This window comes from Peribacillus sp. NPDC096379 (genome assembly GCF_044762875.1).
Classification (GTDB): Bacteria; Bacillota; Bacilli; order Bacillales; family DSM-1321; genus Peribacillus.
This window is the reverse complement of record NZ_JBIWFD010000004.1, coordinates 433,238-455,526: the sequence shown is the minus strand read 5'-3', so window position 1 is coordinate 455,526 and position 22,289 is coordinate 433,238. Positions and strand designations below refer to the sequence as shown.

Below are 22,289 nucleotides of genomic sequence, written 5' to 3'. Positions count from 1 at the left end.
TATATACTGTGTTTAGTTGTTACGGGGTCAGACCCTTTGCTTTGAGACATCTCTGTTTTCACATGCCTTTTTTTTAAAAATATAAAGCTAATGGTATAATTGATTTGATTTAAATGATGATAAAAAGGAAGCGTTTAAATGAGTGAAAAAGAATCTTTAATCATTCAGCCGGAGTGGAGAATCATCGATCAATCTTCACTTGGCCCCAATTTTCATGCATTACAGTCATTTGCAATGGACGATACATTATGCGCCTCTGTCGGCAGTGGTCGTTCACAAGCTGTGGCTAGAGCATGGCTGCATCACCAAACGATCGTACTCGGAATTCAAGATACAAGGCTTCCATTCCTTCAAAGTGGAATATCATATTTAAATGCCTTAGGCTATCGGGTCATTGTAAGGAATTCAGGAGGACTTGCTGTTGTTCTTGATGAGGGCGTGCTAAATGTCTCGCTTGTATTTCCAGAAACGGAGCGAAGAATCGAAATCAATCGTGGATATGATGCCATGCTTGACTTGATTCGCACGATGTTCTCCCAATATGGTGTGAACATTGAAGCAAAAGAAATTATCGGATCGTATTGCCCCGGAAGTTATGACCTTAGTATAAATGATAAAAAATTCGCAGGCATTTCCCAGCGGAGAATTCGTAATGGAGTCGCTGTTCAAATCTATTTATGTGTAAATGGAAGTGGATCTGAGCGTGCAGAGCTTATTCGTGGCTTTTATGCTCAAGCAAAAAGAGACGTGGCTACAAAGTTTGCCTATCCTGATATTCAACCAGAAGTGATGGCATCATTATCGGAACTATTACATGTACCATTAACCATCCAGGATGTAATGATGAGTCTATTGCAAACCTTAAAGCAAACAAGTGGAAGCATTTACTCCTCACATCTTCAGCCAGAAGAGCTAGCTATATATGAAGGATATTTAGTGAGAGTGAAAGAACGAAACGACAAGCTAGATGAAGAGTGACATACAAAACCTAAAATGGCGTTAAAAAGCCACCCGTTACTATGAAGGTTCTATCATTAAGCACGCTACATTCGCCTAATCATAATGGTGGCGGTGCGGAGCAGGAGTTCAAGATACTTTCTATAATAAAGTAAGGATACCCGCTAAGTAGATTGACTACATTATTAAGTCGCGAAGCACCGTCCCCATATCTTTAATACAAAATAGGATGCAAAAGGGTATGACCAACACTCTATACTCAGTGAATAGTGATGAAAATTTTACCTGAAAGAAGTGAAATAGCTATATGGTCTGTCCCTTTTCCGTAGCATCCTTTTTTATATAAATTATTAAGTTATATTACACGTAAAATATAAACGTGTGTTGCCTACCGTCTCCACAAATACGTATCTATTTAAATGGCTAATTATTCAGCTACTTTTTCCAAATTTCCGTTACGATCCATTTTGAATTTAGTAGCAGGGCGCTCGTCTTCTTCTAAAAGCACGAGTTTTCTAGCGCGGTTCATGATATTCATCAAAGTTTCGTAGTCTTCTTGCATGAGCCCGCTATTTTGCTCAAGTGAATTCATTTGATTTTCTAAGGCGTTATTTCGTTGTCTCAATTCTTTCATTTCGAGCTTTAGTCTTTCATTTTCAGCCCGAAGTAGTTCGGCATGCAGTGTTGAGTCATCCATAGATTGTAAAAATGAGATAACCATGTCTAACGTTAGAGATGAACTTGATTTTGCTATTTCCCTAGTCTGCATGGGGGCTGCTAGTTCTTCTGATAGTTCTACAGATATTTCTGGAGCTATCGTCTTCACGGGTTTAGCAGATAACCCGATTGCATCTGCTGTAGGAGCGGGTGGTGTATAAAGCAGGCGTTTTTTTCCACCTTGTTCTTTTCCTAACATTCGATTTCGCTGTTTGCGTTGTTTTTTTGCCAATTGCAGCGCTTTGTCATATGTATGACGAACGACCGCATTCCAACGAAATCCACAGGCAGCTGACGTACGATTTAACTTATCACCGACTTCTTCAAAAGCATTCAATTGAGTGCTGCCTTCACGCACATGCCGCAGCACAGTCTCAGCAAGTAACAAATCATCTTCTTCTGTCCAAGCATCTTGACGAACCTTCATCCTAATCTACTTCCTTTCTGGTAACATGTAAAATTGGTAACATATTAATACAGTTTATAGAAATTTGATTACCTCTTATTAACATCATTATTACCAAGGATTAGGTAATTTATTCATCGAACTTAAAAGGATACTAGTTTTTTTCGGTGTATAAAGATGATTGGAGTCTGCTTTTATGTAAAACTCAATTTCTGGATAAATTGTCACTGAATGTACGCTTTTAGAACTGCAGATGGACATGTTAAAATACCTACTAGTGCGTGTTAAAAAGGATGGACGTCTCTCTTTTTTTTAGGAAAGGTTTCAGGCTATGATTTGCGAGGAACTTGAATGGAAATAAAATTTTTCATAAAAATTGAGGAATAGACAAAAGATATCTATTCATACCATCTCTATCCTCCGCTGCAATTAAATAAAAGATTACTCAAAATCTAGTGCATAATTCTATAGAATGGGTAACGGAACGAAGCATGGACCTCTTTTTTTACCCAAAAGGTTTTAAAGGAAAAGAGCGGGATATGTAGGACTTCGAGTTTTTCAATCGTGGAAAATAGGACATATAGGATTTTTTTTAAAAGACAAGCTATAATAATAGAATCAGAAAGCAAAAGCGCTTGCGCTAGACACAAAAATTCATGTAAAAAAGAGGGTAGTCCATGAAATATTCCCGTGAAAAGCTTAGTGAAGAGAAAGTATTTAAAGATCCCGTTCACCGCTATATACACGTGCGGGACAGGGCGATTTGGGATTTAATCAGTACAAAGGAGTTCCAAAGATTGCGCAGAGTGAAACAGCTCGGCACAACCTATTTAACTTTTCATGGTGCAGAGCATAGCCGCCTCAATCACTCGCTTGGTGTGTATGAAATCGTGCGCCGAATTGTCGATGATGTGTTTGAAGGAAGACCTGAATGGAACCAAGAGGAGAGGCTTCTTTCCTTATGTGCTGCTTTGCTTCATGATTTAGGTCATGGTCCATTTTCTCACGCATTTGAAAAGGTATTCGATTTGGATCATGAGGAATTTACGAGAGAGATTATTCTCGGGCATACAGAAGTGAATGCTGTCCTTCGCAGAATTGGCGCTGATTTCCCAAAGAAAGTTTCGGATGTTATTGCGAAGACATATGAAGATAAGCTGGTCGTGAGTCTGATTTCGAGCCAAATAGATGCAGACCGGATGGATTATTTGCAACGGGATGCTTATTTTACCGGAGTTAGCTACGGTCATTTTGATATGGAACGGATTATGCGTGTGATGCGCCCACGTGAAGATCAAGTAGTGATTAAACAAAGTGGGATGCATGCAGTGGAAGATTATATTATGAGTCGTTATCAAATGTACTGGCAGGTTTACTTTCACCCCGTATCGCGAAGTGCTGAAGTCATTTTGACGAAAATTCTACATAGAGCGAAGCATTTATATGTTGCGGGTTATACGTTTAAACAGGAACCAGTCCATTTCCGTTCCCTGTTCGATGGGAATGTAACAGTAGAGGATTATCTGAAATTAGATGAAGCGGTCATTCTTTATTATTTCCAAGTTTGGGAAGCGGAAGAAGATGGCATATTGCGGGACTTGTGCCTTCGCTTTATGAATCGTAAACTATTTAAATATGTCGAATTTCATCCATCCAATGACGAAATGAACAAACTGATGGAGTTGAACCGTTTATTTAAAAAGGCAGGCATTGATCCGGAGTATTATCTTGTCGTCGATTCCTCTTCTGATTTGCCTTATGATTTCTACCGTCCGGGTGAAGAGGAAGAACGATTGCCAATTCATTTGTTGAAAAATAATGGCGAGATCAGGGAGTTGTCCCGTGAATCAGAAATTGTTGATGCGATTTCTGGTAAAAGAAGAACGGACCATAAATTATATTTCCCTGCCGATTTATTGCGCGATGAATCAACGAAGAAAAACGTGAAGCGGCAAATCCGTGAGCTGCTTGAATTGTCATAACTTTATAGTGCGTGTTCAAAAAGGAGCCGAGAAGTTCGCAAGCTTTTTTACCGGACGTTTTGAACAACCTATTATAGCAAAGGAACATTTAGAATGAGGAGTGATGAGCCTTGTTTAAGGATCATGCCAAGATTATTCATGCCATTTCTTCTGCAGGTGAAATAAATGGAAGAAAAAAACTACAAAAAATGCTTTATATTGCCAAGAAGCTTTCCTTTCCGTTTCAGGAGAAGTATCAATTTCACTTTTACGGCCCTTATTCAGAAGAGCTAACATTACGAGTTGAGGAATTATGTGAAATGGGGTATTTGAATGAAGTAAGGGAAAAGAAAGCAGGCTACTATCAATATTGTTATTCGATAACAGATTCAGGAAGAAGTTTCCTTTCAATGCATGAAATGGACATGCCTACATTAGAGCCATGTCTCTGTGACATGAATGAGCAAAATGCACGCTTTTTGGAACTTGTTTCGACTGTGCTTTATTTTGATACACTTGAAAAGGATGAAGTAACGGAGAAAGTATTTACTTTGAAAAGTAAGCAAAAGTACACGCATGAAGAAATTGACGAAGCATATGAATATATTAGAAGATTAAAGGAAAAGGCTAAGCTTTAATTAAGCTTAGCCTTTATAGTGATAAGAAGGTTTTTCTAAAATAGGATGTTCAAAAAGTTATTGATATGTAGCATTAGTAGCCTACCTACTAAATGCCATCCATGTTCTTATTTATCACTAAAGCGGACACCATTTTGTGCGTAATGATTTTTCGACATTTCTTCGATGAAAATTGTTACACTTTCAGTTGACGCACCAGTTGTTTCTGAAACAGCAATCGTCACTTTTTCCACGAGTGCTTTCTTTTGTTCCTCAGTACGTCCTTCAAGCATTTTTACAGTTACATATGGCATAGTATAGCCCTCCAATCTTTATGCTTTTAGTGTTCCATATTGGTGTGATAATTGCAAGAAAATTTAGAAACAAAAGGCTCGTTAAGCTGAAATGAGTTTATTATATTTTCCGTTATCCCGGTTTAACAGCCTGTAAATCCCCGATCAGTGGGATACAGTGAAACTACCGCTGTGCTCTTCAGCGGTTTAGTTGAACCAATCGGGTTCGTACTGTCGATTGATCGAAGCGAAAGCGAAGGCCTTAGCGACAGTAGAACGGGACTAACCATCAGTGGGGATGAAAAAACCCACTGATGGAAGTTTCACTTTATCCAACTCTTTTTCATATTTGATAATATGCTGTATACTAATGGGTATTAAACAATGGAGGAAAATAGTTTGGAACGATTTTTAGCATATCCACTTGAAGAGATTCCCTATGTCATTGTCTCTCTGCTGATAGCGTTTACGGTGCATGAATTTGCTCACGCCTTTGTAGCCTATAAATTTGGAGATTCGACCGCCCAGAAAGAAGGAAGGCTGACATTAAACCCTGTTGCCCATATCGACCCATTGGGAACCTTACTTATCCTTATTGTCGGCTTCGGTTGGGCGCGTCCGGTTCCGGTGAATCGATTTTACTTTAAAAGGCCACGTCTAGCAGGGGTTCTTGTGTCCTTTGCAGGGCCATTCAGCAATTTTCTGATTGCGACGGTTGGTTATTTCATTTTATTTGGGCTGTATGCCTTAGGACTTGAACCGAATACACCATTTTTCATTGTGGACTTTTTGGAAATGCTGATCAATTTAAATATTGTCCTGTTTGTATTCAACTTACTTCCGTTGCCACCGCTTGACGGATACCGGATTATTCAGGATCTTGTTTCATCAGACATGAGGGCAAAAATGGCGCAATATGAAAACTATGGGGCATTGATCTTTTTAATCTTGGTGATAACCCCATTAGGCGATTATACGATCAGCCCCGTTCTTACGACCCTTATTCCGTTTGTTTTGCAGAGCATGAGCGAATTCTTTTCATTATTATTCTTTTAAAGAGATACTGTATAAATGAGGAGGTATGAACCAGATGACAGAACAACCAAAGAAGAAGTTAGGATTTAATATTATTAAAAATGACCCGACAGAAGGACATGGCGGATTTGGCGCTGGTGTTATGACACTTGATAATATCGCGCCAGTCATCATTGACATAGAAGAAGGAACCGCAGAAGTAGATATTGGGGCTATGCATGCGAGAAGTACGGTAGAGCGAGGAATTAAATTCTTGAAAACAAAAGAAGAGGTTCCGAACGGCAAACCGTACTGGCTCGTCTGGGTAACCATTGAAACGACTCAAGAAGGTCCTCTGTATGCTGGCGTTACGGCATGCGAAATGACGGTGGACCGCGCCATTCGCCGAGGATATAAATCACTTCCACAGCATGTGAACTATATGGATAAATCGATGAAACGGCATATTATTGTCGAGCATATGGATGAAAAATCAAAAGGTATTTTAGCGGAATTTTTGAAAAACCATAATGCCCAGATGTGGGAACATTCATCTGTTGAATTAAAACAAGGGCTTCACGCGGAATAAAGTGAAACTTCCCTCAGTGGGTTTTTTTCATCGCCCACTGAGGGTTAGTTGAACCAATCGGGGATTTACAGGCTGTTTATCCCCCACCTATTTATTTCTTGATTCTCTCGCAAAAATTGAGGTGGAGGTATTACAGCCTGTTAAACCGGGATAAATGTAGTCAATCTCTTTTTAAAACGAATCTGGCTCTTGTCGAAATTGAAAAAAATAGGTAAACTAAGACTGGGTAAAACCACTATAGCTAGGACACGAAAAACCTCGATGCCATTTTGGCTTCGAGGTTTTTTGAATGATACATCTCATAGTAACTGGTGGCGTCTTAACGCCATTTAAGGCTTTGTTTGCTTATTCCCCAAATCTTAAGATCCGTTTATACCAAGGTTTTTTCTTTTCCGATGGTGTGGATTCTTCTAACGGTTCACTGTCCTTGCCGTGACCCGGACAGAATTCTTTCGGTTCTGTGCCAGAAGCGAAGTATGTTAACCGAGCGACAGGACAATCAGAAGTGGCAAGCTTGCCGCTTTTCGGGTCAATGTAGACGCCGGTGACTTGATTGGTTTCTTTGAATTCGTGCACAGGCTGATTGCTTAAGCTATTCTCCATGAAATCAGCCCAGATTCGTTTGGCGTAGCCTTTCTCGACAGGCTTCTCAAGCTTATTTTCTTTATCATAGCCGATCCATACCCCTGAAACGAGCTGTGGCGTATAGCCGATCATCCAGCTATCTGTACTCGTACTGCCTGACTTCCCTGCGTAAGGGCGTGTCAGCTTGGAACGAATTGAATTGCCTGTCACTTTCGTATAACCATTCAACTTTTCATCGAACACACCTGTTAACATTTGGGTCATGACAAAGGTCTGATCAGGATCAAGCACTTGTTCAGCAACATCCTGCTGCTCAAAAATAACCTCTCCTTTGGCATTTTCCACTTTTTTAATAAAAATGGGTGTTACCCTTTTACCGCCATTTGCCAAAATGCCGTAAGCGTTCACCATTTCAATCGCTCTTATCCCAGACGTACCAAGAGCAAGCGAAGGAACACTTTTCATATCGGACGTGATGCCGAAGCGATGGATTGTATGAATGAAGGAATCCAAGCCGAGATAAAAGAGGGACTTCACAGCATAGATATTATCAGAAAGAGCAATCGCCTGGGCAAGTGTAATTTCATCATTGGCATATTGATGATTATAGTTGCTAGGCGAGTAGGTTGTTTGATCATGATCATATTTAAACGTTGTCTTTTCACTTTTCAACATTGTTGACGGCGTATAGCCATTTTCTAAGGCTGCATAATATAGTAAAGGTTTAATCGTGGAGCCTGGTTGTCTGACCGCTTGAGTCGCTCTATTAAAGGGGGAAGTCTGATAATCTCTGCCCCCGACAAGTGCCTGTACTGCACCCGTTTTTGGATTCATCGCGACAAGTGCACCTTGAATGGTTGATTCTGTACTCATTATGGTAGCGAATGATTTTTCTGCGATTTGCTGTTGACGCTCATTTAAGGTTGTATACACGCGCAGGCCCCCGAGCTCAATGGTCCGTTCATCAAGCTGGAGCTGTGATTTTAAAGCTTGTTTTACAGCGTCCTGAAAATATGGAGCCGTTTGTGTTTGAATAATTAGATGCTTTCCTTTGAATAGGAGTGGGCTACTACTTGCTCGAGTCGCCTGATTATTCGTAATAAACTTCTGTTTAATCATTGATGCAAGAATAATCTGTTGTCTTTTTTTAGCTCGATCAAAGTTTTTTAAAGGTGAATAGCGTGTCGGTCCTTTGGGAATGCCTGCAAGCATACTTGCTTCCGCGAGCGATAAATCCTTTGCATTTTTACCAAAATAATATTGGCTAGCAGCTTGGACACCATATGCACCATGGCCATAGTAGATTGTGTTCAAATAGCCTTCAAGAATTTCCTTTTTTGAATAATTCAATTCAAGGCGGATTGTATAAAATGCTTCGTTTAATTTCCGGCTCCACGTTTTGTCATTTTCTAGGAACAAACTTCGTGCATATTGCTGTGTGATGGTGCTTGCTCCCTGAACTTTGGACATGGCGTGAATATCAGCAACTACTGCACCAGCAATCCGTTTAAGGTCGAAGCCGTGATGGGAATAGAAATGTTGGTCCTCGATAGCAATTGTCGCGTCGATTAAATCAGGAGAGATGCCTGAAAGCCCCTCCCAATATCGTTTCTGTCCATGGCTACTTTCGCCGATGACCCGATTATTATCACTGTAATAAATGGTAGACTGGGGAACTGCAATCGGCGGTGGCCCAAGAATTTTGGCATAAATTAATATGGAAAAAAGAAATAAAAATAGCAAAAGAAAAGCCATTGCAGAAATCACAATAATCGCCCGGATATACTTACGTGTTTGTTTAAAGCGTTGCCCTGTAATAAGTTCCAATAGTTACACCTCCTTAATTTTTACTTGCTGAAATTTCCTTTATGTAACAGTATGAAAAAAAAAAGCATATTTTAAACATGCTCAATGACTAAAACAGAAATTCCGCTTGCATTTCTGCTAGATTGGTCTATACTTTTTTCTAGCAAATAAGAAAAAAAGTCACCAGTCCTTGGCTACAAAAACTAGTGACTCTAACATAAACTTATGACCTGAGCGTAACAGGAATAAGGTTAGACACATAGAACTGTTAAAACAATATTTTAAGAAAAAGCATATCCCGTAATACTAGTGCGTGTTCAAAAAGGAGGATAAAAAGAGCCGGAAAGTTCGAGAAGCGCATCTCGAGAGGACCGAAGAGACAGAGCTTTGATGCAATTCGACAGCTATTTTTACCGGTTTTTTTGAACAACCTCTACTAGTGATAGTCACAGGATTGCTTATTTTTGATGAGTAGCTTCAGAAGGTCACGGGAATGATGAATGAAAAAGCATAGAAGGGAAGTAAAATACATGAGCATTTGGTTTACTGAGAAACAAACGGAGAATTTCGGCATTACGATGAAAGTAAATCGTACACTACATACAGAACAAACAGAATTTCAAAAGCTTGATATGATTGAAACGGAAGAATGGGGCAATATGCTTTTACTTGATGATATGGTCATGACATCTGAACGTGACGAGTTTGTTTATCATGAAATGGTGGCTCATATTCCATTATTTACACATCCTAACCCAGAGAATGTTTTAGTAGTAGGTGGGGGAGACGGCGGCGTTATCCGTGAAATATTAAAGCATCCAAGCGTGAAGAAAGCGACACTCGTTGATATCGATGGAAAAGTTATTGAGTATTCTAAGAAGTTCTTACCAAGTATTGCTGGAATGCTTGAGGATCCGCGTGTGGATGTTCAAGTTGGAGATGGCTTCATGCATATCGCCCAAAGTGAAAATGAATACGATGTAATTATGGTGGACTCTACAGAACCTGTTGGCCCGGCTGTAAATTTATTTACAAAAGGATTTTACGCAGGTATTTCTAAAGCTTTAAAAGAAGATGGAATCTTTGTTGCTCAATCGGACAACCCATGGTTTAAAGCAGATTTAATTCGCGACGTTCAACGTGATGTGAAAGAAATATTCCCAATTACGAACTTGTATGTGGCAAATATTCCAACTTATCCGAGTGGCCTTTGGGCATTCACAATCGGCTCTAAAAAATACAACCCACTTGAAGTGTCAGAAGATCGTTTCCATGAAATAGAAACAAAATACTACACTAAAGAACTTCACAAAGCAGCGTTCGTACTGCCTAAATTTGTTCAAGACTTAATAAAGTAATAAGAAAAGCGGAAGCGCCTTGCTCAGCCCTGACAAGCATAAGCCAAGCAAGCTGTGGGGAGTGGGTTTCTCCCCATCAGATTGCTTGGCTTATGACCTCGAAGGGCTAGGCGCTGTAGCTAGACAATAAGAAAAGCGGAAGCGCCTTATTCGCTTGCGTTAGATCATAACAAAAATGGAGGCACAGCTATGCGTTTTGATGAAGCTTATTCAGGAAATGTTTTTATAAAGAGTCACCCAAATTATGAAGAGTCCAAAGCTGTGCTTTACGGCATGCCGATGGATTGGACCGTAAGCTTTCGCCCGGGTTCACGATTCGGCCCGACGCGTATACGTGAAGTATCTATTGGACTTGAAGAATACAGCTTATATTTAGATCGTGAATTAGAAGACGTGAAATTTTTTGATGCCGGTGATATTCCATTGCCTTTTGGTAATCCAGAACGCAGTGTTGCGATGATTGAAGAGTTTGTTGATAAAGTGCTCGCAGATGGTAAGGTACCTATCGGAATGGGCGGAGAGCATCTTGTAACATGGCCAATTATTAAGGCAATGCACAAGAAATATCCAGACATGGCGATCATTCATATGGATGCTCATACCGATCTACGTGAGGACTATGAGGGTGAGCCACTTTCTCATGCAACAATTATTCGTAAATCGGCTGAATTGATTGGTCCAAGTAATGTGTACTCATTCGGCATTCGCTCCGGTTTAAAAGAAGAATTTCAATGGGCAAAAGAAAATGGTATGAAAATTGCTCCATTCGAGGTATTAGAGCCATTAAAGCAGGTGTTGCCTGAGCTTGTTGGTCGTCCAGTTTATGTCACAATTGACATTGATGTTCTTGATCCAGCGCACGCACCAGGAACGGGGACAGTAGATTGTGGCGGGATAACAGCTAAAGAGTTGTTGGCATCGATTCATGAAATTGCCCATTCAGAGCTCCAAGTGGTAGGTTGCGATTTAGTGGAAGTAGCACCTATTTATGACCCTTCTGAGCAAACAGTGAACACAGCTAGCAAGCTTATTCGCGAAATGATTCTCGGTTGGATAAAATAATCGTAGAGGATGACAATTTTGTCATCCTCTTTTTTTAGTGTAAAATTGAAAAAATATGAGATCTGTAGATATATCCGTCCTGTGGATTTTAAAATAGATCAATTGTCTGTTATAAAGGAATAGACAAGGAGTGGTTAACTTATTCTTGAGATCCACCGAATAAACTGTAAAGTAATTTAGAGCTAAATAAGCCACCCTCTAAACTAGTTCTTGCCGTTTTAAAGCGATATTGTTTCTTCTGCAGGTTGAATCTTTTTGAAAGAGTATTTATACTTAAAAGGTTATTAGTGCGTGTTCAAAAAGGAGGATAAAAAGAGCTAAGAAATTCGCAAGCTTTTTTACCGGCCTTTTTTTACAACCTCTATTAGGTACTGAAGGATGTGTAGAAAATTGGCACTTCATGATCTGGAAAAGCAATCAGTGAAAGTGACACTTAAAATGAAAATTACTGTTGGTTCTGAAACCGAGGCGTATGAGTTGATAACCTTTGGGACAAAATTTCAAAAAAACTCCTCGTTCTATTTACAGTATGCTGAGGAAAATGAAGCGGGGAAAGTTCAGACGACCGTTAAAAATAAAGATAATGAAATACTGCTTCTACGGAATGGAGCGATTAAGATGCGTCAGCTTTTCCGCGTGGGAGAAATGACAAAGGGCCATTACGAAAGCATGTATGGCATGCTGGCACTGGTTACAAAAACAAAATACGCCCATCATCAATGGAATGACATGGCGAAGGAAGGTCGTTTTGATATTTCCTACCAAATGCAGATGCAAGGGGCAGAGCCAGGTCAATATGAAATGACATTAACATATAAGGAGGAAGCATAATCAATGAATATCGTGCAGCAAGTTCAAGAAAAACTAAAGCAAGAAATAAAAGATGCAGTAATAAAAGCAGGGCTAGCTACAAAAGAGGAAATTCCCAATGTCGTATTAGAGCTTCCGAAAGATAAAACACATGGCGATTATTCAACAAATATGGCGATGCAACTTGCCCGTGTAGCAAAAAAGGCACCTCGTGCAATCGCGGAAAGTTTAATTGAAAACTTCGACCGTGATAAAGCTTCGATTGAAAAAATTGAAATTGCTGGACCTGGTTTTATCAATTTTTATATGGATAATCAATATTTGACCGAATTAATTCCGGTCATTTTAGAAGCCGGAGATTCATATGGTGAGAGTGACTTCGGAAAAAAACAAAAGGTCCAGGTTGAGTTTGTTTCTGCTAATCCGACGGGGGACCTTCATTTGGGACATGCGCGTGGAGCTGCAGTAGGGGATACCTTATGTAATGTCCTAGCAAAAGCAGGCTATGATGTTTCACGTGAATACTATATCAATGATGCCGGTAATCAAATTAATAACCTTGCATTATCTGTAGAGGCACGCTATTTCCAAGCTCTAGGTCTTGAAAAAGAAATGCCACAAGATGGCTATCATGGAGCAGATATTATTGGAATCGGCAAAAAACTTGCTGAGGAGTTCGGTGATCAGTACGTAACAGTGGATGAAAGCGTACGTTTTGACTTTTTCCGTGACTACGGCTTGAAATATGAAATGGAAAAATTAAAAACGGACTTAGAAAATTTCCGTGTGCGCTTTGATGTATGGTATTCCGAAACGTCATTGTATAAGAATGGGAAAATTGATGAAGGTCTTGCTGCGTTGAAAGAAAGAGGCCATATCTACGAAGAAGATGGAGCTACATGGTTCCGTTCAACAGAATTAGGTGACGATAAAGATCGTGTTCTTATTAAAAAGGATGGTTCTTACACATACTTAACACCAGATATTGCGTATCACCGCGATAAGTTAGAACGTGGCTTTGAGCAACTGATTAATATTTGGGGAGCTGACCATCACGGATATATTCCGCGTATGAAAGCGGCGATCGAAGCTTTAGGCTACCGTCGTGACCAATTAGAAGTAGAAATTATTCAGCTTGTCCATTTATATAAAGATGGCGAGAAAATGAAAATGAGTAAGCGGACTGGAAAAGCGGTAACAATGCGCGACCTGATTGATGAAGTAGGTCTTGATGCAACACGTTATTTCTTTGCGATGAGAAGTGCGGATACACATATGGACTTTGACTTGGATTTAGCCGTTTCACAATCCAATGACAATCCTGTTTATTATGCACAATACGCACATGCACGTATTTCTAGCATTTTGCGTCAAGGAGAGGAGCAAGGAATCAGCTTAGACCAATCAGCAGATTTCTCACTACTGTCTACAGAAAAAGAGATTGAACTTTTGAAAAAGCTTGGTGAATTCCCTCAAGCCATTGCTGAAGCAGCTGAAAAACGGATGCCGCATCGAATGACGAATTACATCTTTGATCTAGCTTCTGTATTTCACAGCTTCTACAATGCCGACAAAGTTTTAGATGTGGAGCATACTGATCGTAGTAAAGCACGTTTAGCACTCGCTAAATCTGTGCAAATTACACTGAAAAACGCACTTGCTTTGATTGGCGTATCTGCACCAGAGAAAATGTAAAGAAAAAATGAAAGAGGATGGCCCCGAGCCATCCTCTTTTCATGAGAAATCCTTTCTTCCTTCAAAAACTTATAAAAAGGGTGAAATCGTATAGGCAATCCGTTCTTTGATTAATTGCACCAAAGTCGGACGGGTTAGCGTACGTTCTGCTAGCGTTGTTGAATTCGATATGTCATCCTGTATTTTCTTTGCCACTTCAGCTAAAAATGACGGATCATAGATCAGACAATTGACTTCATGGTTTAAAAACAAACTGCGTTTATCGAAATTTGCCGTGCCAATATCACAAAGATGATCATCGATAAATAAGACTTTTGAATGGTAAAACCCATTTTGGAACTGTAAGACGTGAGCCCCTTCTTTTATCAGAATTCGAAAATAACGATAGGCGGCTTCTTTCACGAATAGATGGTCGGAAACAAAGGGAACAATGATGGTTAGTTTGATGCCTTTGCGTAGCACTTTCCTCAGTTCTTCAAGCAATGTAATGCTCGGGATGAAATAAGGCGTACCAATAATAATTTCATGTTTCGCTTTGTGAATAAAGCGTGTAAATGTTTCTTCCAATCCAAACCCTTCAGTTGGAACGATCATATGTTGCATGGTGCCAGGTTGCTGCTGTGGGAAATAATGATCACTTTTCCGGTAATCTTCCTTTGTAGCTGTGTACCAGTCTGTTAGAAACTCATATTGTAAATCTTGAATGGATTCACCAGTCATTTTAAGATGATAGTCTCTCCAAGGACACAACTTAGGGTCTTGATTGATATATTCTTTCCCAATATTTAAACCACCTAAATAACCAATCTCACCATCAATGACAGTGATCTTCCGATGATTTCGTTTTTGAGAGGTATAGAAAAGGTATGGCAACTTTGGTGTAAAACTAAAAGAAAAGCGGACGCCGTGCTTTTTTAGTTCTTTTACCATTCGCTTTGAAATAGTTCTACTTCCCATCCAGTCTATTAAAAGCCTTACCTCAACTCCGCTTTTTGCCTTATGCATCAATACGTCCAAGAAATGTTGGCTAAACTGATCATTTTTTATAATGTAAAAAAGCACATGAACATGTTTGGTGGCTTGATGAATATCTCTGAATAATTCTGCAAATAAATCAGTTCCATCTGTATAAAGCCTTAAGTCTCCTCGGCGTTTTGGATATACTCGATTGTGGTTGTTTTGTATATGATGCTTTTGTCCTCGTCTAAAATCAATTCTTAGCCAACAGAGGACAAATAACAGTAACAGTAAAAGAACGATAACAATTTTCAAAGCATATTCTCTCCTCAAATGTGGCAAGTCTCGTCTCATTAGTTTACGCATAATTTCCATTTATACTCATTGAATAAGCCTAATGAAATGAATAGAATTTTTCATAAATAGGGAAGGTGATTATAATAATCGGAAAATTCATAATTTATAAATTAAAATCATTGACTGAATGGTCATTCATTATATAATGGAGGTAATCTATTACAAAATATGGGCAGATGTATTCTACATATTAAAATCGGCAATTCACCAGAAGGGGGTTATATCTGTGGAAATGAATGGTTTACTCTGGTTAAACTTAGTCGCGACAGTAATTGTAATCATTTACTCGGTGAGCCTTTTTGCTTATTTACTTAGAACGAGAACAGCTTATGTGAAGCTTGGGGGAAAAGTAGAATTCGATAACCGTGTTAAAGAGCGGCTATTGAATATTTGGGTATATGTATTTAAACAGAAGAAATTATTGAAGGATAAAAAAAGCGGTACGATTCATGTCATGCTTTTTTATGGGTTTATTTTAGTGCAATTTGGCGCAATCGACTTTATTATCAAAGGTTTGAAACCGGGTTGGCATTTACCTTTTGGCCCAGTCTATCCTGCCTTTACATTCTTTCAGGAAATGGTCACATTAACCGTACTTGTCGCGATCATTTGGGCATTTTACCGCCGTTATATCGAGAAACTTGTACGCCTAAAACGTGACTTCAAGGCAATGCTCGTCATCCTTTTTATTGGCGGCATTATGGCTACTGTGTTAATAGGTAATGGAATGGCGATGGTCTGGAACGAGCATGAAGCTACTTGGTCAGAGCCAGTCGCTTCAGCAGTTGCATTCCTATTCAGTTGGATAGGACCACAAGCCGCAACGGTAGGCTTTTACATGGCATGGTGGCTACATTTGCTAATTATATTGACCTTCCTTGTTTATATCCCACAATCTAAACATGCACATTTAATTGCAGGACCTGTGAATGTTTTCTTTATGCGCTTAACGAACCCTGGGAAGCTTGCATCCATTAATTTTGAAGAAGAATCAGAGGAAGGTGAAGCAGAGGTCTATTACGGAGCTCGGAAGATTGAAGATTTTACGCAGTACCAACTTACTGATTTATATGCTTGTGTGGAATGTGGCCGTTGTACGAATATGTGCCCAGCATCTGGAACAGGAAAAATGCTTTCGCCAATGGATCTTATCGTGAAAATGCGTGATCACTTAACCAATACTGGAGCTGCGATTACAGGCAAGCAGCCATGGGTGCCGACATTTGTTTTTGGGCAAACAGAAGGAAATCAGATTGCGATTGCATCAAGAACAGCGGGAGCACAAGAAACAGCAGCAACTGCTGAAACATACAGTAAGAGCTTGATTGGCGAAGTAATTACGGAAGAAGAGCTTTGGGCTTGTACAACTTGTCGGAACTGTGAAGACCAATGTCCAGTATTAAACGAGCATGTCGATAAAATTATTGATATGAGGCGTTATCTTGTCTTAACAGAAGGAAAAGTGGATCCAGACGCGAAACGTGCTATGACAAACATTGAACGCCAAGGAAATCCTTGGGGCTTAAACAGGAAAGAAAGAGAAGACTGGAGAGAGCAACGCGCTGATGTCTACATTCCAACTGTAAAGGAATTGAAGAAAGCAGACGAAGAATTCGAATACTTATTCTGGGTCGGTTCCATGGGGTCTTATGATAACCGCAGCCAAAAAATCGCCTTATCCTTTGCCAAGTTACTGAATGAAGCTGGTGTGAAATTTGCGATTCTTGGCAACAAAGAGAAGAATTCAGGGGATACGCCACGCCGTTTAGGAAATGAATTTGTTTTTCAAGAGCTTGCAACGAAAAACATTGAAGAGTTTGAGAAACATAATGTGAGGAAAATCATCACAATTGACCCACACGCCTATAATATTTTCAAAAATGAATATCCTGATTTCGGATTGGACGCAGAAGTGTATCATCATACAGAACTGCTTGCCAAGCTTGTAAAAGAAGGGAAACTTGTGCCGAAGCACCCGGTTCATGAGAAGGTAACTTTCCACGATTCTTGTTATTTAGGCCGCTACAATGCAGTGTATGACCCACCGCGGGAGATTTTAAAATCAATCCCTGGCGTTACCCTTGTTGAAATTGAAAGGAGTCGAGAAAACGGGATGTGTTGTGGAGCAGGCGGCGGCTTGATGTGGATGGAAGAAGAAACCGGACACCGGATCAATATCGCCCGAACAGAGCAAGCGCTCGCTGTAAAACCATCCGTGATCAGCTCAGGCTGTCCATACTGCTTAACGATGCTTTCAGATGGAACGAAGGCGAAAGAAGTAGAAGAGGATGTAAAAACCTATGATGTAGCGGAATTACTGGAACGATCAGTCATAGGGAATCAGCAAATGGTAGTTTCATAATATAAACCTTTATAAAGCAGTGTTATCTACTGCTTAGAGCTTCAAACTTATTGAGCGCGCGTAATTTTTTATCCTAGTTTAAGGTAACCACCTACATCAATTTTGGTTTAGATAATCAAGAAATAAAAGGGTGGGGGGAAAGTACCCCCAATTGAAGTCTCACTTTATCGAAACTGATATATGTAAAGAAGTTTTATTCAATATTTTTATCGAGTTTAAATAAATCAGATAATAAAGCGCTTACACAAAAAGAACAAACAAGGTGCTTGCACTTTTCTTACGAGCGAGCATTCAATTAGTTATGAAAAAATCTAATTAAAGGGATTGGGAGGAATTTAAAATGGCAAAAACAGTGATTGTGAGTGGTGCTCGTACACCTTTTGGTAAATTTGGCGGAGGTCTTAGTAGTTTAACAGCTTCAGAGCTTGGTGGAGTCGCGATTAAAGAGGCGCTTAACCGAGCTGGGATTAATGGTAGCCAAGTTGATGAAGTGATTATGGGAAATGTACTTCAAGCAGGGCAGGGACAAATTCCTTCTCGGCAGGCAGCACGCCATGCAGGATTACCTTGGGAAGTGAAAACAGAAACGATTAATAAAGTTTGTGCGTCTGGACTACGCAGTGTGACACTTGCTGATCAAATTATAAGGCTTGGAGATGAAGAGGTCATTGTAGCGGGTGGGATGGAGTCTATGAGTAAAGCGCCATACATTTTGCCAAATGCAAGATGGGGATTGCGAATGGGTGATTCAGAATTGGAAGATGTACTGATTCATGATGGTTTAAGCTGCAGCTTTACAGGTGTACATATGGGCACATACGGAAACAGCACAGCCAAAGAGCTGGGATTATCACGGGAAGATCAGGATCATTGGGCATTTCAAAGTCACCAAAAAGCAATAGCGGCGATTGCCAATGGGACACTTGCAAAAGAAATTATACCGGTTCAAGTACTTAACAGAAAAGGTGAGCCGTTAACGGTTGCGAACGATGAGGCGCCAAGAAAAGATACAACCATGGAGAAACTAGCAACGCTCAGACCTGCTTTTAACAATGAAGGAACGATTACAGCAGGAAACGCTCCCAGAGTAAATGATGGAGCAGGAGCACTTGTATTAATGAGTGAAGAGCGGGCAGAGAAAGAAGGCATTGCTCCATTTGCTTATATTCTTGGTCATGCAGAAGTAGCAGTAGAAGCGAAGGATTTTCCAAAAACCCCAGGTTTCGTAATTAATGAATTATTGAAAAAGACCGGGAAATCACTTGATGAAATTGCTTTATTTGAAATTAACGAAGCATTTGCAGCCGTAGCGCTTGCTAGTAAGGAAATTGCCAATGTTGATCAAGAAAAAGTGAATGTGAATGGTGGAGCGGTAGCGCTTGGTCATCCTATAGGGGCAAGCGGTGCACGCATCATCATTACACTTATGCATGAACTGAAACGACGCGGCGGTGGTCTAGGAATTGCCGCAATCTGCAGCGGTGGCGGTCAAGGAGATGCCATTTTAATAGAAGTGCCAAGTCAAGCATAATAGAGTTTTCAATCGAGATGAGGAGGAGTAGCTGTGGATATTAACAAGGTAATGGTCATTGGAGCCGGACAAATGGGTTCAGGAATTGCTCAAGTATGTGCGATGAGTGGGTATGAAGTGATCCTACATGATCTAAACCAGGATTTCGTGGATCGTGGACTTACGACTATTACGAAGAATTTGACTAAACAAGTGAATAAAGAAAAGCTTACCGAGCAGGAAAAAACAGATACGCTTAAAAGGCTAACCTCCTCTATTGATATACAAAACGCGGCTTCAGTTGATTTAGTCATTGAAGCGGCAGTAGAGAATATGGCAATTAAAGCATCATTATTTACTGTGCTTGATCAGATTACACCTCTTCATGTGATTCTCGCTAGCAACACGTCCTCACTCCCCATTACTGAACTTGCAGCTGCGACTAAACGTCCTGAAAAGGTAATTGGCATGCATTTTATGAACCCAGTTCCCGTCATGAAACTTGTTGAAATCATCCGCGGTCTGGCGACAGATGATGAAGTATATAGAACGATTGAAGAAATGGCTCTATCGCTAAAAAAGGTGCCGGTTGAGGTGAATGATTTTCCTGGATTCGTATCCAATCGAATTTTGATGCCAATGATCAATGAAGCTATTTATACATTATATGAAGGTGTGGCCTCGAAGGAAGCGATTGATGATGTCATGAAGTTAGGCATGAACCATCCAATGGGGCCATTGACGCTCGCTGACTTTATCGGTTTAGATACATGTTTATATATCATGGAAACGCTCCACGATGGCTTTGGTGACGACAAATACCGCCCATGCCCGCTACTTCGTAAGTATGTAAAAGCAGGATGGCTTGGTAAAAAGTCAGGACGTGGCTTTTATGAATATAGCTAACAAGTATTTAGTGACAGCTAGGGGGAGTACAGATGATTTTCCACTTTAATGAAGAGCAAGAAATGATGCGGAAAATGGTTCGAGATTTTACGGCGACAGAGGTTGCTCCCTTTGTAGAGCGGATGGAGAACGGTGAATTTCCCAGACAAGTGCTTCAAAAAATGGGGGAGCTTGGATTAATGGGGATTCCGATACCTGAACAATATGGCGGAGCTGAAATGGATTTTATTTCTTATATTATTGCCATTCATGAAATTTCCAAAGTAAGCCCCGCCTTGGGCGTCGTTTTATCTGTTCATACATCAGTCGGAACAAATCCAATCGTCTATTTCGGGAACGAGGAGCAAAAGCAAAAATATGTTCCGAAGCTTGCAACTGGAAAATATTTAGGCGCATTTTGTTTGTCAGAACCTAGTGCTGGCTCCGATGCTGCTAACTTGAAATCAAGGGCAATAAGAGATGGAGATTTTTATAGATTGAACGGTTCAAAAGCATTTATCACAAATGGCGGAGAAGCGGATGTGTATATTGTGTTTGCTTCCACTAACCCTCAAGAGAGAAGCAAAGGAATATCTGCTTTCATTGTCGATAAAGACACACCAGGTCTAATCATTGGCAAAGATGAACATAAAATGGGTCTGATGGGTTCACGAACCGTACAGCTTACATTTGAGGATATGAAGGTACCGGTAAAAAACCTATTAGGCAAAGAAGGAGACGGATTCAAAATTGCCTTGGCCAATTTAGAGGTAGGGCGAATTGGTATTGCCGCACAAGCACTAGGCATTGCAGAAGGTGCTTTTGGTCATGCTGTAGCGTACGCGAAGGAACGTGTTCAATTTGGAAAATCAATTGCAGCACAACAAGGAGTTGGTTTCAAGCTTGCCGAAATGGGGACAGCAATTGAAGCAGCCAAACTATTAGTCTACCAAGCAGCTTATCTTCGTTCGCATCGTTTATCTTGTGGCAAAGAAGCATCGATGGCTAAGCTATTTGCTTCAAAAACAGCAGTGGATGTGACGACAGAAGCCATTCAAGTGTTTGGTGGATACGGCTATACGAAGGAATACCCCGTTGAGCGCTATTTTCGCGATGCAAAAGTGACAGAAATTTACGAAGGTACGAGTGAAATTCAAAAAATCGTGATTCACAAACATTTGTAGGGGGATAAAGGCATGCAGTTTAAATTAACGGATGAACACGACATGATCAGAAAAATGGTCCGTGATTTTGCAAAAAAAGAAGTAGAACCAACTGCCGCAGAACGTGATGAAGAAGAAAGATTTGATCGGACGCTGTTTGATAAAATGGCTGAATTGGGTTTAACTGGCATTCCGTGGCCCGAAGAATACGGTGGAATCGGTAGCGACTATTTGGCCTATTGTATCGCGGTTGAAGAACTTTCAAGAGTATGTGCTTCAACAGGTGTTACACTATCCGCCCATACATCTCTTGCAGGATGGCCGATCTATTCGTTTGGTACTGAAGAACAGAAACAGAAATATCTTCGTCCGATGGCAGAAGGACAGAAAATTGGTGCATACGGTCTGACAGAACCTGGTGCTGGTTCAGATGCTGGAGGAATGAGCACACAGGTTCGATTAGAAGATGATCATTATGTGTTAAATGGTTCCAAAATCTTTATCACAAATGGCGGGATTGCGGATACGTACATTGTCTTTGCTTTAACCGATCCTACGTCCAAACAAAAAGGTACGAGTGCATTCATTATAGAAAAGGATTTTCCTGGATTTAGCATAGGGAAAAAAGAGAGGAAATTAGGGATTCGTTCATCGCCAACTACTGAAATTATTTTTGAAGATTGTCAGGTTCCAAAAGAAAACTTGCTAGGAAAAGAAGGGGAAGGGTTTAAAATTGCCATGATGACGCTAGATGGTGGTCGAAATGGCATAGCGGCCCAAGCTGTCGGTATTGCTCAAGGTGCGCTCGATGCAGCCGTTGAATATGCAAAAGGGCGCGTCCAGTTCGGAAAACCAATTGCAGCCCAACAAGGAGTTAGCTTTAAGCTTGCGGAAATGGCCACCAGTGTGGAGGCTGCCCGTCTCCTTACGTACCAAGCTGCTTGGCTTGAATCGGAAGGGTCTCCGTATGGAAAAGAATCAGCTATGTCAAAATTATTTGCTGGAGACACGGCAATGAAAGTGACAACGGAAGCAGTACAAATATTTGGTGGTTATGGCTACACGAAAGACTATCCAGTTGAACGCTATATGCGAGATGCGAAAATTACCCAGATTTATGAAGGCACTCAAGAAATTCAAAAACTCGTGATATCAAGAATGTTAACCAAATAAACTAGAAAGCTT

At 40.3% G+C, this 22,289-nt stretch carries 18 protein-coding genes; 14 read left to right on the top strand and 4 right to left on the bottom strand.

Going from position 1 to position 22,289, the window contains the following annotated elements:
- Positions 1-138 precede the first annotated feature (138 nt).
- A complete protein-coding gene (gene lipL, locus ACIQZI_RS19215; RefSeq protein WP_403076083.1) occupies positions 139-978 on the top strand; it encodes an octanoyl-[GcvH]:protein N-octanoyltransferase in 840 nt (279 codons plus the stop codon).
- A 406-nt stretch (positions 979-1,384) separates the two neighbouring features.
- Here lipL and ACIQZI_RS19210 read toward each other — a convergent pair whose 3' ends face one another.
- Complete coding sequence (locus ACIQZI_RS19210; protein WP_403076080.1) at positions 1,385-2,101, bottom strand: RsfA family transcriptional regulator; 717 nt, start codon at positions 2,099-2,101, stop codon at positions 1,385-1,387.
- A 656-nt stretch (positions 2,102-2,757) separates the two neighbouring features.
- Here ACIQZI_RS19210 and ACIQZI_RS19205 point away from each other — a divergent pair.
- On the top strand, positions 2,758-4,062 hold the full coding sequence (locus ACIQZI_RS19205) for an HD domain-containing protein (protein WP_403076077.1): 1,305 nt from the start codon (positions 2,758-2,760) through the stop codon (positions 4,060-4,062).
- Positions 4,063-4,172: 110 nt separating this feature from the next.
- Complete coding sequence (locus ACIQZI_RS19200; protein ID WP_062185305.1) at positions 4,173-4,679, top strand: YwgA family protein; 507 nt, start codon at positions 4,173-4,175, stop codon at positions 4,677-4,679.
- A 107-nt stretch (positions 4,680-4,786) separates the two neighbouring features.
- Here ACIQZI_RS19200 and ACIQZI_RS19195 read toward each other — a convergent pair whose 3' ends face one another.
- Positions 4,787-4,972, bottom strand: coding sequence for a 2-hydroxymuconate tautomerase (locus ACIQZI_RS19195; protein WP_403076074.1), 186 nt, complete (start codon positions 4,970-4,972; stop codon positions 4,787-4,789).
- Positions 4,973-5,350: 378 nt separating this feature from the next.
- Here ACIQZI_RS19195 and ACIQZI_RS19190 point away from each other — a divergent pair, with 378 nt between their 5' ends.
- Entirely contained in the window at positions 5,351-6,007 is a 657-nt protein-coding gene (locus tag ACIQZI_RS19190; protein WP_403076071.1) for a site-2 protease family protein, read from the top strand.
- A 34-nt stretch (positions 6,008-6,041) separates the two neighbouring features.
- A complete protein-coding gene (locus ACIQZI_RS19185; RefSeq protein WP_403076068.1) occupies positions 6,042-6,554 on the top strand; it encodes a YwhD family protein in 513 nt (170 codons plus the stop codon).
- 345 nt (positions 6,555-6,899) lie between these two features.
- Here ACIQZI_RS19185 and ACIQZI_RS19180 read toward each other — a convergent pair whose 3' ends face one another.
- Positions 6,900-8,966, bottom strand: coding sequence for a transglycosylase domain-containing protein (locus ACIQZI_RS19180; protein WP_403076065.1), 2,067 nt, complete (start codon positions 8,964-8,966; stop codon positions 6,900-6,902).
- 509 nt (positions 8,967-9,475) lie between these two features.
- Here ACIQZI_RS19180 and speE point away from each other — a divergent pair.
- The 4 genes from speE to argS all read left to right on the top strand — a co-directional run bounded on the left by speE (position 9,476) and on the right by argS (position 13,870).
- Entirely contained in the window at positions 9,476-10,303 is an 828-nt protein-coding gene (gene speE / locus ACIQZI_RS19175) for a spermidine synthase (RefSeq protein WP_062185318.1), read from the top strand.
- A gap of 189 nt (positions 10,304-10,492) precedes the next feature.
- Positions 10,493-11,365 carry an agmatinase gene (gene speB, locus ACIQZI_RS19170; RefSeq protein WP_062185320.1) on the top strand — a complete coding sequence of 291 codons (873 nt, stop codon included), beginning with the start codon at positions 10,493-10,495 and terminating at the stop codon, positions 11,363-11,365.
- Positions 11,366-11,743: 378 nt separating this feature from the next.
- On the top strand, positions 11,744-12,196 hold the full coding sequence (locus tag ACIQZI_RS19165; protein WP_082675180.1) for a YwiB family protein: 453 nt from the start codon (positions 11,744-11,746) through the stop codon (positions 12,194-12,196).
- 3 nt (positions 12,197-12,199) lie between these two features.
- Positions 12,200-13,870 (top strand): arginine--tRNA ligase, encoded by a 1,671-nt coding sequence (argS, locus tag ACIQZI_RS19160; RefSeq protein ID WP_403076059.1) that lies wholly within the window; start codon positions 12,200-12,202, stop codon positions 13,868-13,870.
- 69 nt (positions 13,871-13,939) lie between these two features.
- On the opposite strand, the gene cls is transcribed toward argS, so the two are convergent.
- Complete coding sequence (gene cls / locus ACIQZI_RS19155; protein WP_403076056.1) at positions 13,940-15,142, bottom strand: cardiolipin synthase; 1,203 nt, start codon at positions 15,140-15,142, stop codon at positions 13,940-13,942.
- A gap of 274 nt (positions 15,143-15,416) precedes the next feature.
- On the opposite strand from cls, the gene ACIQZI_RS19150 reads away from it, so the two are divergent.
- The 5 genes from ACIQZI_RS19150 to ACIQZI_RS19130 all read left to right on the top strand — a co-directional run bounded on the left by ACIQZI_RS19150 (position 15,417) and on the right by ACIQZI_RS19130 (position 22,277).
- Positions 15,417-17,546, top strand: coding sequence for a heterodisulfide reductase-related iron-sulfur binding cluster (locus ACIQZI_RS19150; protein WP_403076232.1), 2,130 nt, complete (start codon positions 15,417-15,419; stop codon positions 17,544-17,546).
- A gap of 340 nt (positions 17,547-17,886) precedes the next feature.
- Positions 17,887-19,077: an acetyl-CoA C-acetyltransferase gene (locus ACIQZI_RS19145; protein WP_062185333.1), complete on the top strand. Its 1,191-nt coding sequence runs from the start codon at positions 17,887-17,889 to the stop codon at positions 19,075-19,077.
- 33 nt (positions 19,078-19,110) lie between these two features.
- The gene (locus ACIQZI_RS19140) at positions 19,111-19,962 is read left to right on the top strand and encodes a 3-hydroxybutyryl-CoA dehydrogenase (protein ID WP_403076052.1); all 852 of its coding nucleotides are present in this window, start codon (positions 19,111-19,113) and stop codon (positions 19,960-19,962) included.
- 32 nt (positions 19,963-19,994) lie between these two features.
- Positions 19,995-21,125: an acyl-CoA dehydrogenase gene (locus tag ACIQZI_RS19135; protein ID WP_403076050.1), complete on the top strand. Its 1,131-nt coding sequence runs from the start codon at positions 19,995-19,997 to the stop codon at positions 21,123-21,125.
- A 12-nt stretch (positions 21,126-21,137) separates the two neighbouring features.
- Positions 21,138-22,277, top strand: a complete 1,140-nt coding sequence (locus ACIQZI_RS19130) for an acyl-CoA dehydrogenase (RefSeq protein WP_403076047.1) — start codon at positions 21,138-21,140, stop codon at positions 22,275-22,277.
- Positions 22,278-22,289: the final 12 nt, after the last annotated feature.

Excerpts from the sequence above, each read along its gene's own strand:
- lipL (WP_403076083.1), top strand. The coding sequence starts at position 139 with ATGAGTGAAAAAGAATCTTTAATCATTCAGCCGGAGTGGAGAATCATC.
- ACIQZI_RS19210 (WP_403076080.1), bottom strand. The coding sequence starts at position 2,101 with ATGAAGGTTCGTCAAGATGCTTGGACAGAAGAAGATGATTTGTTACTT.
- ACIQZI_RS19205 (WP_403076077.1), top strand. The coding sequence starts at position 2,758 with ATGAAATATTCCCGTGAAAAGCTTAGTGAAGAGAAAGTATTTAAAGAT.
- ACIQZI_RS19195 (WP_403076074.1), bottom strand. The coding sequence starts at position 4,972 with ATGCCATATGTAACTGTAAAAATGCTTGAAGGACGTACTGAGGAACAA.
- ACIQZI_RS19185 (WP_403076068.1), top strand. The coding sequence starts at position 6,042 with ATGACAGAACAACCAAAGAAGAAGTTAGGATTTAATATTATTAAAAAT.
- speE (WP_062185318.1), top strand. The coding sequence starts at position 9,476 with ATGAGCATTTGGTTTACTGAGAAACAAACGGAGAATTTCGGCATTACG.
- speB (WP_062185320.1), top strand. The coding sequence starts at position 10,493 with ATGCGTTTTGATGAAGCTTATTCAGGAAATGTTTTTATAAAGAGTCAC.
- ACIQZI_RS19165 (WP_082675180.1), top strand. The coding sequence starts at position 11,744 with ATGTGTAGAAAATTGGCACTTCATGATCTGGAAAAGCAATCAGTGAAA.
- argS (WP_403076059.1), top strand. The coding sequence starts at position 12,200 with ATGAATATCGTGCAGCAAGTTCAAGAAAAACTAAAGCAAGAAATAAAA.
- ACIQZI_RS19150 (WP_403076232.1), top strand. The coding sequence starts at position 15,417 with ATGAATGGTTTACTCTGGTTAAACTTAGTCGCGACAGTAATTGTAATC.
- ACIQZI_RS19145 (WP_062185333.1), top strand. The coding sequence starts at position 17,887 with ATGGCAAAAACAGTGATTGTGAGTGGTGCTCGTACACCTTTTGGTAAA.
- ACIQZI_RS19135 (WP_403076050.1), top strand. The coding sequence starts at position 19,995 with ATGATTTTCCACTTTAATGAAGAGCAAGAAATGATGCGGAAAATGGTT.
- ACIQZI_RS19130 (WP_403076047.1), top strand. The coding sequence starts at position 21,138 with ATGCAGTTTAAATTAACGGATGAACACGACATGATCAGAAAAATGGTC.